Source organism: Methylobacterium sp. J-092, assembly GCF_022829325.1.
In the GTDB taxonomy this organism is placed as follows: Bacteria; Pseudomonadota; Alphaproteobacteria; order Rhizobiales; family Beijerinckiaceae; genus Methylobacterium.
Map to the genome: position 1 here is coordinate 42,867 of NZ_JAKSXU010000184.1, position 12,214 is coordinate 55,080.

Annotated in this window: 12 protein-coding genes; 6 read left to right on the forward strand and 6 right to left on the reverse strand. The window is 71.2% G+C overall.

Features of this window, described 5'->3' with window-relative positions; all coding sequences use genetic code 11:
* Entirely contained in the window at window positions 1–1,209 is a 1,209-nt protein-coding gene (locus tag MKK60_RS21690) for a M23 family metallopeptidase (protein WP_243988535.1), read from the forward strand.
* 106 nt (window positions 1,210–1,315) lie between these two features.
* Here the strand turns inward: MKK60_RS21690 and prfB are convergent.
* Window positions 1,316–2,444, reverse strand: a protein-coding gene (prfB, locus tag MKK60_RS21695) for a peptide chain release factor 2 (RefSeq protein ID WP_147728103.1) whose coding sequence is annotated in 2 segments (ribosomal slippage) — window positions 1,316–2,374 and window positions 2,376–2,444 — 1,128 coding nt in all. Because the reading frame shifts where the segments join, the coding sequence is not laid out codon by codon here.
* A gap of 197 nt (window positions 2,445–2,641) precedes the next feature.
* On the opposite strand from prfB, the gene MKK60_RS21700 reads away from it, so the two are divergent.
* Window positions 2,642–3,013 (forward strand): DUF3140 domain-containing protein, encoded by a 372-nt coding sequence (locus tag MKK60_RS21700; protein WP_243988536.1) that lies wholly within the window; start codon window positions 2,642–2,644, stop codon window positions 3,011–3,013.
* A gap of 70 nt (window positions 3,014–3,083) precedes the next feature.
* Here the strand turns inward: MKK60_RS21700 and MKK60_RS21705 are convergent, their stop codons facing one another.
* The 4 genes from MKK60_RS21705 to MKK60_RS21720 form a co-directional block, all read right to left on the reverse strand.
* Window positions 3,084–3,419, reverse strand: a complete 336-nt coding sequence (locus tag MKK60_RS21705) for a hypothetical protein (RefSeq protein WP_147728101.1) — start codon at window positions 3,417–3,419, stop codon at window positions 3,084–3,086.
* 152 nt (window positions 3,420–3,571) lie between these two features.
* The gene (locus MKK60_RS21710) at window positions 3,572–3,784 is read right to left on the reverse strand and encodes a hypothetical protein (protein ID WP_147842880.1); all 213 of its coding nucleotides are present in this window, start codon (window positions 3,782–3,784) and stop codon (window positions 3,572–3,574) included.
* 128 nt (window positions 3,785–3,912) lie between these two features.
* Window positions 3,913–5,130: an LL-diaminopimelate aminotransferase gene (locus tag MKK60_RS21715; RefSeq protein WP_243988537.1), complete on the reverse strand. Its 1,218-nt coding sequence runs from the start codon at window positions 5,128–5,130 to the stop codon at window positions 3,913–3,915.
* Between the two features lie 111 nt (window positions 5,131–5,241).
* The gene (locus MKK60_RS21720; protein WP_279604208.1) at window positions 5,242–5,685 is read right to left on the reverse strand and encodes a hypothetical protein; all 444 of its coding nucleotides are present in this window, start codon (window positions 5,683–5,685) and stop codon (window positions 5,242–5,244) included.
* 181 nt (window positions 5,686–5,866) lie between these two features.
* On the opposite strand from MKK60_RS21720, the gene MKK60_RS21725 reads away from it, so the two are divergent.
* The 4 genes from MKK60_RS21725 to bioB all read left to right on the forward strand — a co-directional run bounded on the left by MKK60_RS21725 (window position 5,867) and on the right by bioB (window position 10,736).
* Window positions 5,867–7,633, forward strand: a complete 1,767-nt coding sequence (locus MKK60_RS21725) for a class I poly(R)-hydroxyalkanoic acid synthase (RefSeq protein WP_279596223.1) — start codon at window positions 5,867–5,869, stop codon at window positions 7,631–7,633.
* Window positions 7,634–7,702: 69 nt separating this feature from the next.
* Entirely contained in the window at window positions 7,703–8,587 is an 885-nt protein-coding gene (locus tag MKK60_RS21730) for a fumarylacetoacetate hydrolase family protein (protein ID WP_243988538.1), read from the forward strand.
* Window positions 8,588–8,697: 110 nt separating this feature from the next.
* Complete coding sequence (locus MKK60_RS21735; protein WP_243988539.1) at window positions 8,698–9,690, forward strand: DUF808 domain-containing protein; 993 nt, start codon at window positions 8,698–8,700, stop codon at window positions 9,688–9,690.
* A gap of 47 nt (window positions 9,691–9,737) precedes the next feature.
* Window positions 9,738–10,736 carry a biotin synthase BioB gene (gene bioB / locus MKK60_RS21740; protein ID WP_409567440.1) on the forward strand — a complete coding sequence of 333 codons (999 nt, stop codon included), beginning with the start codon at window positions 9,738–9,740 and terminating at the stop codon, window positions 10,734–10,736.
* A 3-nt stretch (window positions 10,737–10,739) separates the two neighbouring features.
* Here the strand turns inward: bioB and MKK60_RS21745 are convergent, their stop codons facing one another.
* The gene (locus MKK60_RS21745; protein ID WP_243988541.1) at window positions 10,740–12,152 is read right to left on the reverse strand and encodes a sensor histidine kinase; all 1,413 of its coding nucleotides are present in this window, start codon (window positions 12,150–12,152) and stop codon (window positions 10,740–10,742) included.
* Between the last annotated feature and the right edge of the window lie 62 nt (window positions 12,153–12,214).

Here is a 12,214-nt window from a genome sequence, read left to right on the forward strand (position 1 = left end):
ATGAGGGTTCTCGGTTTCTTAACCCTGTCGGCCTTCGATGGCGGCCTCGGCATCGGGCCCGAATCGATGACCCCTTCCGCCAGCCTTCCGCACCGCAGGAGCCGGCTGCTCGCCGCTGCCCTTCTCGTCACCGGCCTGTGGGCCGCCGGCGCGAGCGGGCTGGTGCTGTTCCACGACGACATCCTCGCCGGGTTCGTCGCGCGGCAGGGCGCGATGCAGACGGCCTACGAGGCGCGCCTCGCCGCGTTGCGGGCCGAGCTCGACCGCGGCGGCTCGGCGCGGGCGGAGGCGCAGGTCGCCGTCGCGGCGCGCCTCGACGGGCTGACGGCGCGCCAGAACGATCTGGAGCGGCGGCAGGCCGTGCTCGCCCGCCTCGCGCGGCCGGACGACGCGTCGTCCGACCCGATCGATCCGCCGACCACCGGTTCGCTGCCCAGCCCATCCTCGGCGGGCGAGAGCGATCTCGGCCTGCGCGGCGTCGAGGCGCGGCCCGGGCGTCGCAGCGCGCGCGAGACCGACCTGCAGGTGGCGGCCCTCGCCGGGCGGCTCGACGGCCTCGCGGCGGCGCAGGTGCTCGGGCTCGACCGCATTACCGAGCGGGCGGCGAGCGATCTCGGACGCCTGCGCCGCGCCCTGGAGCGGACCGGAATCGACCTGCAGCGTCCGGCCGCGGCGGGCCTGGGCGGGCCGCTCGTGCCGATCGATCCGAGCCCGTTCGCCGACGCCCTCGCGGTCGCGTCCCGCACCGTCGGCGATGCCCAGGCGCTGCGCCGGCTCGCCGCCCGCCTGCCGCTCGACCGCCCGCTGCCGCGCGACCGCGGCGTGGCCAGCACCTTCGGGCCGCGGCTCGACCCGTTCACGCGGGGGCTCGCGCTGCATACCGGGCTCGACCTGAAGGCGGAGATGGGCGAGCCAGCACTGGCCACCGCGCCCGGGCGCGTCGTCACGGCGGAGGCCACTGGCGGCTACGGCAACATGGTGGAGATCGACCACGGCCACGGCGTGGTCACGCGCTTCGCGCACCTGTCGCGCATGGCGGTACGGGCCGGCCAATGGCTCCGCGCCGGTGATCTGGTTGGCCGCGTCGGCTCGACCGGGCGCTCGACCGGCGCGCACCTGCACTACGAGACCCGGATCGACGGCGAGCCGGTCGACCCGCTGGGGTTCCTGGAGGCGGGGCGCGAACTCGCCGAGGGCGGTGGGCCCTGACGTCGCGGCCGGCGCGACGTCGCGTGTCCCGCCATTCCGGGGCGCCCGAGGCGAACCCGGAATGGCAAGCGTTCGATGGACGAAGGACGGTTCCCGTCCTGCCGCCTCAGTCGATGTCCTCGACCTTCTCCGTCGCCCCGTACAGGCGCTGCGCCAGCGACGCCTCGATGAAGGGGTCGATGTCGCCGTCGAGGACCTCGTCCGGGTCGGTCGACTGCGTACCGGTGCGCAGGTCCTTCACGAGCTGGTAGGGCTGCAGCACGTAGGAGCGGATCTGGTGGCCCCAGCCGATGTCGGTCTTGGAGGCGGCCTCGGCGTTGGCCTTCTCCTCCCGCTTCTTCAGCTCGGCCTCGTACAGGCGGGCGCGCAGCATGTTCCAGGCGGTCGCCCGGTTCTTGTGCTGCGAGCGCTCCTGCTGGCACGCCACCACGATCCCGGTCGGGTTGTGGGTGATGCGCACCGCCGAGTCGGTGGTGTTGACGTGCTGCCCGCCCGCGCCCGACGACCGGTAGGTGTCGATCCGGCAGTCGGATTCCTTGATCTCGATCTCGATCCGGTCGTCGATCACCGGGTAGACCCAGACGGAGGCGAAGCTGGTGTGCCGCCGCGCGCTCGAATCGTAGGGCGAGATGCGCACCAGGCGGTGCACGCCGGACTCGGTCTTGAGCCAGCCGTATGCGTTGTGGCCCTTGATCAGGAGCGTGGCGCCCTTGATCCCGGCCTCTTCCCCGTCCGACCACTCGACGATGTCGACCTTGTACTTCCGGCGCTCGGCCCAGCGGCCGTACATGCGCTGGAGCATGTTGGCCCAATCCTGGCTCTCTGTGCCGCCGGCGCCCGCATGGACCTCGAGATAGGTGTCGAAGCCGTCGGCCTCGCCCGACAGCAGCGTCTCGACCTGACGGCCGGCCGCCTCCTTCTCGACGGTGAGGATCGTGGCCTCGCCCTCGCGAATCGAGGCCTCGTCGCCCTCCGTCTCGCCGAGCTCGATCAGCATCGCCCCGTCGTCGAGATCCTGCTCGAGCTTGCGGATGGCGGCCACGGCCTCGTCGAGCTGCTGGCGCTCGCGCATCACCTTCTGCGCGGCGTCGGCGTCGTTCCACAGTTCCGGGTTCTCGGACGCCGCATTCAGCTCCGCGAGTCGTTTATCGACGGTATCCCAGTCAAAGATGCCTCCTCAGCAGTCCGATCGACTGCTTGGCGGCATCCGAGGCTTGCTCGATCTCGGCGCGCATTTCGAGGGTGTGTCGCTTGTGTCGGGGGCTCAAAGAGGTCGAGCGGGGTGATACCGGCGGCGGGCGCCCCTGTAAACGGCTCCCATCCCATGGCGCGTGCCGAGCTCATGCGACGCTCCCACCCGCGCCGACCCGTGAAACCACGGCCGCCTCGTGCGTTGACCGGGGATTTTCACCCCGATCGGGAGGGACGCGCGATGACGAAGGCCGAGGACAAGGATTCGCGGGACGACGCCGAGCACGACCGTGAGCAGACCCGGAAGGAGTTCGACGCGGCGGTGAACATGACGCCCGCCGCCTTGAGGAAGCATCTCGACTCCGACGTCAGCAAGTCGGTCGGGCAGAAGTCCGGCGGCGGCGAGGCCACCGGGCACAAGGAGGGGCGCCGCATCCTCGAGATCAAGGCCAAGAAGAAGGCCGACCTCACGGACGACGATTACGGCCACATGCGCAAGGTCGTCGGCTACGTCCGCCGGCACCTCGCGCAGGGCGGCAAGTCGCGCAACGATCCCGACTCGGCCTGGGCGCTGTCGCTGATGAACTGGGGCCACGACCCGTCGAAGGACTGAGCCGGATCGCGCGGCGCGTCGACGAAATCCGCGCGCCGCGTTGGAAAATCAGCGCGCCGCGTCGCGCCCGTCAGTGCTGGCCGTAGCCGGCGATCCAGGCCGGTGCCAGCACGTAGCGCCGCTTGGCGCGGGGATCGGTGCGGCCCTCCATGAGGCCGCTGTCGTAGTAATTGAAGCCGGTGATGCCGTAGCCGCCGCCGTTCATCACCTGCGGCACGGCGATCGCAGGCACCGCGAGGTCGGGGCGCGCGGGCGGGACGATCGGGCGGTTGGCGCCGTCGACCTGCAGCACCGTGGGGCCGTCCGGACCCTGGAACACGTAGGCCCCGGACTGGGCCTGGGCGGCACCGGCACCGGCGAGCGCGAACAGGCCGGCGGCGAGGCCGTGTCGGAGGAAGGTGTTCATCGCGTGCTCCGTCGCTGAGGGGCGGGTTCGATCGTCGGGGCATCATGCCCGATGCGCGGCCGCGTGTCCGTCGCCGCGACGCGCCAGCCGCGGCGTCGCCCCCGGAAAAACCGACCGGAAGCCCCGGTCGGTCGGCTCTCGATCGGCCTCGATCAGCCCTTGGAATGCAGCACGACCGCCGGCTGCCGGGCGATCGGCTTGCAGGTCGTGTCGAAGGCGTTCAGCACCAGCGGGCGCGAATCGCAGGCGAAGGCCGCATCGGGGCCCGGCGCCGGGATCGGGTCGCGGGCGACGATCGGGTTCGGCGCGCAGGCCGAGGCGGCTGCCGCCAGCAGCAGGGCGGCGGGCAGGGACAGGCGACGCATGCAAGCCTCGGGGACGCGAGTGCGGATCATTGCCGCCGACCCTGCGCACGGGGCCGGCGGGTGACAAGCACATGCAGCACACCCATCGCGCTTTGGCCGGGCCTGTCGCCCCGCCGCAACAATCGGGATCAGGCGCTCTTGGCCAGCGGCACGACGTTGTGCAGCGTCATGTCCGCGGTCTCGAGGAAGCGGCGGACGTTGCGGGCCGCCTGGCGGATGCGCTGCTCGTTCTCGACGAGGGCGATGCGGACGAAGTCGTCGCCGAACTCGCCGAACCCGATGCCGGGCGCCACCGCGACGTCCGACTTCTCGAGGAGGAGCTTCGAGAATTCGAGGCTGCCGAGCGCCTTGAACTTCTCCGGGATCGGCACCCAGGCGAACATCGAGGCGGCGGGCGCCGGGATCTTCCAGCCGGCCTTGCCGAACGACTCGACCAGCGCGTCGCGGCGCTTCCTGTAGATCGCCCGCATCTCCTGGATGCAATCGTCCGGCCCGTTGAGCGCGGCGGTGGCCGCGACCTGGATCGGCGTGAAGGCGCCGTAATCGAGGTAGGACTTCACCCGCGACAGCGCGGCGAGCAGGCGCTCGTTGCCGACGGCGAAGCCCATGCGCCAGCCGGCCATGGAATAGGTCTTCGACAGCGAGGTGAACTCCACCGTCACGTCGATCGCACCCGGCACCTGCAGCACCGAGGGCGGCGGCTCGCCGTCGAAGTACACCTCGGCATAGGCGAGGTCCGAGAGCAGGATGATCTCGTGGCGCTTCGCGAAGGCGACGAGGTCCCGGTAGAAGTCGAGCGTCGCCACGTAGGCCGTCGGGTTCGACGGGTAGCAGACCACCAGGGCCACCGGCTTCGGGATCGAGTGCGCCATGGCGCGCTCCAGCGCCGGGAAGAACGCGGGTGTCGGCTCGGCCGGGACGGAGCGGATCACGCCGCCCGCCATCAGGAAGCCGAAGGCGTGGATCGGGTAGCTCGGGTTCGGCACCAGCACCACGTCGCCCGGCGCGGTGATCGCCTGCGCCATGTTGGCGAAGCCCTCCTTCGAGCCGAGGGTGGCGACCACCTGGGTGTCGGGGTTCAGGCTCACGCCGAAGCGGCGCTGGTAGTAGCCCGCCTGGGCGCGGCGCAGGCCGGCGATGCCCTTCGAGGCCGAGTAGCGGTCGGTGCGCGGGCGCCCGGCCGTCTCGCACAGCTTGGCGATGACGTGCTTGGGGGCGTCGAGGTCCGGGTTGCCCATCCCGAGGTCGATGATGTCGGCGCCGTTGGCGCGGGCGGCGGCCTTGATCCGATTGACCTGCTCGAACACGTAGGGGGGCAGGCGCTTGATGCGGTGAAAATCGGTCATGGCCATCTGTCCATCGGCGCGGATCCCGTGGGGCGGCACTGGCGGCCCCGACGGGTGGCGGTCGGCCTCTCTAACATCGAAGCGGCCTGCCGCCGACCCCGAATATCGGCCTTATTCTGCCGGCTGGGCCGGCGCACTCGCCGGCTTCGTCGCCTTGCCGGCGCTCTCCGCGGCCCGGCCCCGCGATTCGTTGCGGCCGCGGGCGCCTTCGAGCTCGGCTTCCAGCGCCTTCTGGCTCTCGGCCGACTTCGCCCGCACCGGACGCGCCGGAGCGGAGACGCCGACCGGCATGAACTCGGTCCCGCCCTTCGGCCGTGAGTTCGCGACGAAGTCCGGCGCGGCGACGGCCTTCGGGCCGTAGCCGGCCTCGACCGCCAGCGTCTTGATCGGCGAGAGGTCGGAGGAGCAGGCGCCCGTGGCCGCCGCCGCGCAGAGCGCGAGCGTGCCGAGGAGGCGCCGGAACGCGATGCCCTGCGCTGCGGAGCCGGACGGATTCGACGGCCTGCCCGGAGAAGTCGTGCCGGGATCCGGAACCTTGTCGCAAGTTGAGGTCATGCCGCAGTTATATCGCCGTTCGCGCCTGCCGCGCTGGGCAAATTCGGGGTTGGCGCGTTAATTTGTCGGAAACGAGGCTCGGACCGCCCCCCGGGGCGGGTGCTCGGGTCCGCCCGCGCTGCCGGCGCGGACGAAGCCAGGGAGTGGATCACGCGTGACGACGCAGCCGACGACGCCCGCGATGCTCGATTTCGAGGCCCTCTCGCGCAATGCGGGCCAGTTCATGGAACAGCTCGGACGGGCCGCCGCGCGCTACGTCGCTCCCGAGGACGGCCTGCCGGTCCAGCCCAAGCCGCCGCAGGAGGCGAGCGAGCTCGTGCGCACCCTCGGCACCGTGGCCGAGACGTGGCTTTCCGATCCGAAGCGGACGCTCGAGGCGCAGGCCAAGCTCAGCGAGGCCTTCGTCGCTCTGTGGGGCACGACGTGGATGCGCCTCCAGGGCCAGGAGGCCGAGCCGGTGGCGCAACCCGAGCCGAAGGATGCGCGGTTCGCCGACGCCGAATGGTCGTCGAATCCGTACTTCGACTTCATCAAGCAGGGCTACCTGATCACCACCCGCTGGGCCGAAGGCCTGGTGAACGAGGCCGAGGGCATCGACGAGCACACCCGCCACAAGGCGCAGTTCTACCTGCGCCAGCTCGCCGGCGCGCTCTCGCCCTCGAACTTCGTGATGACCAACCCCGAGCTGATCCGGCACACGCTGCAGGAGAACGGCGCCAACCTCGTCCGCGGCATGAAGATGCTGCAGGAGGACATCGAGGCCGGCGCTGGCGAGCTGCGGGTGCGCCAGACCGACCGGAACGCGTTCGAGTTCGGCGTCGACGTCGCGGTGACGCCCGGCGAGGTGGTGTTCCGCAACGACCTGATGGAGCTGATCCAGTACGCGCCGCGCACCGAGACGGTGCTGAAGCGCCCGTTCCTGATCGTGCCGCCGTGGATCAACAAGTTCTACATCCTCGACCTGAATCCGGCGAAAAGCCTGATCGGCTGGATGGTCGACCAGGGCCTCACCGTCTTCGTGATCTCCTGGGTCAACCCGGACGAGCGCCACCGCGACAAGGACTTCGAGTCCTACATGCGCGAGGGCATCGAGGCGGCGATCGACGCGATCGGCGTCGCCACCGGCGAGACGGAAGTGGCGGCGGCCGGCTACTGCGTCGGCGGCACGCTGCTCGCCGTCACGCTCGCGATGCAGGCCGCCACCGGCAACAAGCGCATCAAGAGCGCGACCTTCCTGACCACGCAGGTCGACTTCACCCATGCCGGCGACCTCAAGGTCTTCGCCGACGAGGGGCAGATCCGGCAGATCGAGACTCAGATGGCCGAGCGCGGTTACCTCGACGGCGCCAAGATGGCCAACGCGTTCAACATGCTGCGGCCGAACGACCTGATCTGGTCCTACGTCGTCAACAACTACGTCAAGGGCAAGCCGCCGAGCGCCTTCGACCTGCTGTACTGGAACGCCGACGCCACCCGCATGCCGGCGGCCAACCACGCCTTCTACCTGCGCAACTGCTACCTCGAGAACAACCTCGCGCAGGGCCGGATGGTGCTCGGCAACATCCGCCTCGACCTGAAGAAGGTGACGGTGCCGGTGTTCAACCTCGCCACGCGCGAGGACCACATCGCGCCGGCGATCTCGGTGTTCGAGGGCTCTTCGAAGTTCGGCGGCCCGGTGGACTACGTGCTGGCCGGCTCCGGCCACATCGCCGGCGTCGTCAACCCGCCCTCCAAGCCGAAATACGGCTACTGGACCGGCGGAAAGGCGGAAGGGCGCCTGGAGGATTGGCTCGGGGCCGCCACCGAGACCAAGGGCTCGTGGTGGCCGTACTGGTTCAAGTGGCTCGAGGCGCAGGCGCCCGAGCGCGTGCCCGCCCGCAAGCCCGGCGGCGACGCGCTGCCCTCGCTGGCGCCCGCCCCCGGCACCTACGTGCGCATGAAGGCCTGAGCGTCGGCTTGACCCGCCTGCCGCGGCGACCACCTTCCGCGTCAGGATCGTTCGAAATGGGGGGCGCACATGAAGCTGGTTCGGCACGGAGCGGCGGGAGACGAGAAGCCGGGCCTGATCGACGGGAACGGCGGCCTGCGCGACCTGTCCGCGGTCCTGCGCGACATCGCCGGGCCCGGGCTCTCGCCCGAAGCGCTCGACCGCCTGCGCGTGATCGACCCGGAGACGCTGCCGCTCCTGCCGGCTTCGACCCGGCTCGGCCCCTGCGTCGGCGGCACCCGCAACTTCGTCGCGATCGGCCTGAACTTCGCGGATCACGCCGCCGAGACCGGCTCGCCGATCCCGTCCGAGCCGATCGTCTTCAACAAGGCGCCGTCCTGCATCGTCGGCGCCAACGACACGGTGATCATCCCCAAGGGATCGGCCAAGACCGACTGGGAGGTCGAGCTCGCCGTGGTGATCGGCTCCCGCGCCTCCTACGTTCACGCCAACGAGGCGCTCGACTACGTGGCGGGCGTGTGCATCTGCAACGACGTTTCCGAGCGCGAATGGCAGATGGAGCGCGGCCCGACCTGGACGAAGGGCAAGGGCTGCCCGACCTTCGGGCCGCTCGGCCCGTGGCTCGTGACCCTCGACGAGATCCCCGACCTCGGCAACCTCGCGATGAGCCTCGACGTGAACGGGCAGCGGATGCAGACCGGCTCGACCGGGACGATGATCTTCGACGTGCCCCAGCTCGTCGCCTACGTCTCGCATTTCATGATGCTCGAGCCCGGCGACATCATCACCACCGGCACCCCGCCCGGCGTCGGCCTCGGCATGAAGCCGCCGCGCTATCTCAAGGCCGGCGACGAGATGATCGTGCGCATCGAGGGGCTGGGCGAGCAGCGCCAGCCGGTGATCGCCTTCGACGACTGGACCGCGAAGGTCTCCGCCGGCGAGCCCACGAACTGACGCTTTTCCTCGACGGCTGCGGTCGTGCCGCCGCGACGGACGGCGATCCGCTCTCGACTTCGTGAACATCCTCTGCACAGAAGGCTCGGTACCTCGGAGGACGCCGTCACGTGAGCATCGGTCTGATCGCCCTTCTCGACGACATCGCCGGGATCGCCAAGTTCGCCGCGGCCTCGCTCGACGACGTCGCCGCCCAGGCGGCCAAGGCCGGCGTGAAGGCGGCCGGCGTGGTGATCGACGATGCGGCGGTGACGCCGCGCTACGTCGTCGGCTTCGCCGCCGAGCGCGAGCTGCCGATCGTCGGCAGGATCGCGCTGGGGTCGCTGCGCAACAAGCTGCTGTTCCTGCTCCCGGCCGCCCTGGCGCTCGGCGCCTTCGCGCCCTGGGCGATCACGCCGCTGCTGATGCTCGGCGGCGCCTACCTCTGCTACGAAGGCGCCGAGAAGGTCTACGAGGCGCTGTTCCCGCATGCCGGCCACGCCGACGACACCCCGGGCGATGCCGCCGGCGACGGCCGGGCGATGGAGGACCGCAAGGTCTCGGGCGCGATCAAGACCGACTTCATCCTCTCGGCCGAGATCATGGCGATCACCCTGGCGGCGCTGCCCGACGGCGGCGTCGCCACGAAGGCCGCCGTGATGGCGCTGGTGGCCGTCGGCATCACCGCCTTCGTCTACGGCGCGGTGGCGCTGATCGTGAAGGCGGACGACGCCGGTCTGGCGATGGCGGCGAGCACCTCGACCTCCGCGTTCGGCGGCGTCACCCGCGCGCTCGGCCGGGGCATCGTCACCGGGATGCCGCCGTTCCTGGCCCTGCTCGCCATGGTCGGCACGGCTGCGATGATCTGGGTCGGCGGCGGCATCCTGGTCCACGGGCTCGAGACCTACGGCCTGCCGCAGGTCGCCCACGCCCTGCATGCGGCCTCCGAAGCGGTCGCCGGCCTGCTGCCGCCCGCCCTGTCCGGCCTTGCCGAATGGCTGGTGACGGCCGCCGGCTCCGGTCTCGTCGGCCTCGTCGTCGGCGGCCTGCTGATTCCGCTGACGAGCTTCGTGATCGCGCCGGCCTGGCATGGCCTGTCGCGCCTGCGCGGTGCGGCGGCCTGAGCCGGACGGCTTGATTTTCGCCCGCGGATTCGCCTCATGGGCGCATGATGCAGCCGACCCCGCTCCCCGCCGCCCCCGCCATCCGCCACGACTGGACGGTCGAGGAGATCCGCGCGATCCACGACCTGCCGCTGCTCGACCTCGTGTTTCGCGCCGCCTCCGTGCACCGGGCCCACAACGATCCGGCCGACATCCAGCGCGCCTCGCTCCTGTCGATCAAAACCGGCGGCTGCCCCGAGGATTGCGCCTACTGCCCGCAATCGGCCCATCACAAGGGCACCGGCATGGCCAAGGAGCGCCTGATGCCGGTCGACGCGGTTCTGCGCGAGGCCGCCGAGGCGAAGGCGGCCGGGGCGCATCGGTTCTGCATGGGCGCCGCCTGGCGCCAGCCGAAGGACGGCCCGGAATTCGACGCGGTGCTGGCCATGGTCCGCGGCGTGCGCGGCCTGGGCATGGAGGCGTGCGTCACCCTCGGCATGCTGACGCCGTCCCAGGCCGGGCGGCTCGCCGAGGCCGGGCTGACCTCCTACAACCACAACCTCGACACCGGCCCGGACTTCTACGAGGACATCATCTCAACCCGGACCTACGCCGACCGGCTCCAGACCCTGGATAACGTGCGCGAGGCCGGCATCGGCCTGTGCTGCGGCGGCATCGTCGGCATGGGCGAGGGCGTGACCGACCGGGCCGCGATGCTCCAGGTGCTCGCCAACCATGCGCCGCATCCCGAGAGCGTGCCGATCAACGCCCTCGTCGCCGTCGAGGGCACGCCGCTGGAGGACCGCCCGCCGGTCGACCCGCTCGACCTCGTGCGGATGTGCGCGACCGCGCGGATCGTGATGCCGAAGGCGCGGGTGCGCCTCAGCGCCGGGCGCAAGGGGCTGACCCGCGAGGCGCAGATCCTGTGCTTCCTCGCCGGCGCCAACTCGATCTTCTACGGCGAGCGCCTGCTGACCACCGCCAACAACGAGACCGATTCCGACGCCGCCCTGCTGCGCGACATCGGCATCACGGTGGCCACGCCCATGATGGAAGCCGCCGAGTAGGCCTCAGGCCTCGGCGTCCGGCAGCACGATCCGGAACCGGGTGCCCTCGGCGGCGGGGTCGAGCGACAGCGTCCCGCCGTTCAGCCGCACGAGCTCGGAGGCGATGGCGAGGCCGAGCCCGGTGCCGCCCGAGCGCATCGAGCCTTGGAAGGCCTCGAACAGGTGCGCCTTCGCCCGCGCCGGCAGGCCGGGACCGTTATCGGCCACCAGGATCGTCACCGCACCGGCGCATTCGCGCCCGGCCGTGATCCGCACCTCCGGCGAGGCCACGTTCGCCTCGGTGAAGTCGTGCGCCTGCACGGCGTTGCGCACCAGGTTTCCGATCGCCCGCCCGATCTGCTCGGAATCGGCGAACACTGTCAGCTCGGGGGCGACCTCGGTCACGACCCGGACGCGGCCGTGGGCGGAGAGCGCCGCGAGATCGGCGAGTTCCGCCAGGACCGGGGCCAGCGCGAACTCGCGGCTGCGCGGCGTGCGCTCGGCGGCGCGGCCGTAGGCCAGCGTCGCCTCGCAGAAGCGGATCGCCCGCCCCAGCGTCGCGACGAGGCGCGGCGCCACGCGCTGCACCGTCGGGTCCGAGGTTTCCTCGAGCCGGTCGCCGAGCAGCTGCGCTCCGGTCAGCAGGTTGCGCAGCTCGTGGTTGATCTTGGCGACCGAGAGCCCGAGCTCGGCGAGCCGGCGCTTCTGGCGCAGCTGGTCCGCGAGCGTCCGCTGCATCCGCGCCAGCGCGGTCTCGGCGAGCCCGATCTCGTCGCTGCGCGGCGCGGGCGTGATGATCCGGTCGGCCCCCTCCGGGTCGTCGGCGAAGGCGGTGATGTTGCGCGCGAGCCGGCGCACCGGCCGCACGATCAGGGTCTGCAGCACGAAGAAGACGAGGCCGGCCGCGGCGGTGGCGATGATCAGCGACGACACCGCCAGCCGGATCGCGAAATCGACCACCGCCTGCTTCAGCGGTGCGTCGTCGAGGATGATCTCGACCAGGTCGAAGCCTTCCCAGCCCTGGCCGACGATGCGGATCGGCTCGTCGACCGGTTCGGTCAGCGTCCGCCAGGCGCCGCGGATGGCGCACCAGATCGATCGGTTGCGCAGGTCGACCGTGTCGGAGACCCGGTCCGGCATCGGCTCGATCGACAGGAGCTGGCGGGTGTCGCCGTCGCGGACCGCGATCGCGCGGGCGCCGACGCCGGCCAGCAGGCGCCGGGCGAGCTCGTCGGACACCGGGTGCCCTTCGCTGGCATCGAGCACGAGGGCCGCGACCTGCGCGGCGCTGATTCTGTCGGACAGCCAGGACAGGCGGTAATTCGCGACCGCGGGCACGAAGATCAGGATCTCGATCGCCGCGACGAAGGCGACGGTGACGAGGAAGAGCCGTCCGGAAAGGCCGAGGCGCTTGAGCCAGCGGTCGGAACGCGGCACCGCGACGGGCGCGTCGCGCTCTGCCGCCTCCGTCGAGTCCGTGTCAGTCCTTGCGACCACTG

Coding starts and splice junctions, on each gene's coding strand:
- MKK60_RS21730 (WP_243988538.1), top strand. CDS start 7,703: ATGAAGCTGGTTCGGCACGGAGCGGCGGGAGACGAGAAGCCGGGCCTG.
- MKK60_RS21720 (WP_279604208.1), bottom strand. CDS start 5,685: ATGACCTCAACTTGCGACAAGGTTCCGGATCCCGGCACGACTTCTCCG.
- MKK60_RS21690 (WP_243988535.1), top strand. CDS start 1: ATGAGGGTTCTCGGTTTCTTAACCCTGTCGGCCTTCGATGGCGGCCTC.
- bioB (WP_409567440.1), top strand. CDS start 9,738: ATGCAGCCGACCCCGCTCCCCGCCGCCCCCGCCATCCGCCACGACTGG.
- MKK60_RS21710 (WP_147842880.1), bottom strand. CDS start 3,784: ATGCGTCGCCTGTCCCTGCCCGCCGCCCTGCTGCTGGCGGCAGCCGCC.
- MKK60_RS21700 (WP_243988536.1), top strand. CDS start 2,642: ATGACGAAGGCCGAGGACAAGGATTCGCGGGACGACGCCGAGCACGAC.
- MKK60_RS21705 (WP_147728101.1), bottom strand. CDS start 3,419: ATGAACACCTTCCTCCGACACGGCCTCGCCGCCGGCCTGTTCGCGCTC.
- MKK60_RS21725 (WP_279596223.1), top strand. CDS start 5,867: ATGCTCGATTTCGAGGCCCTCTCGCGCAATGCGGGCCAGTTCATGGAA.
- MKK60_RS21715 (WP_243988537.1), bottom strand. CDS start 5,130: ATGACCGATTTTCACCGCATCAAGCGCCTGCCCCCCTACGTGTTCGAG.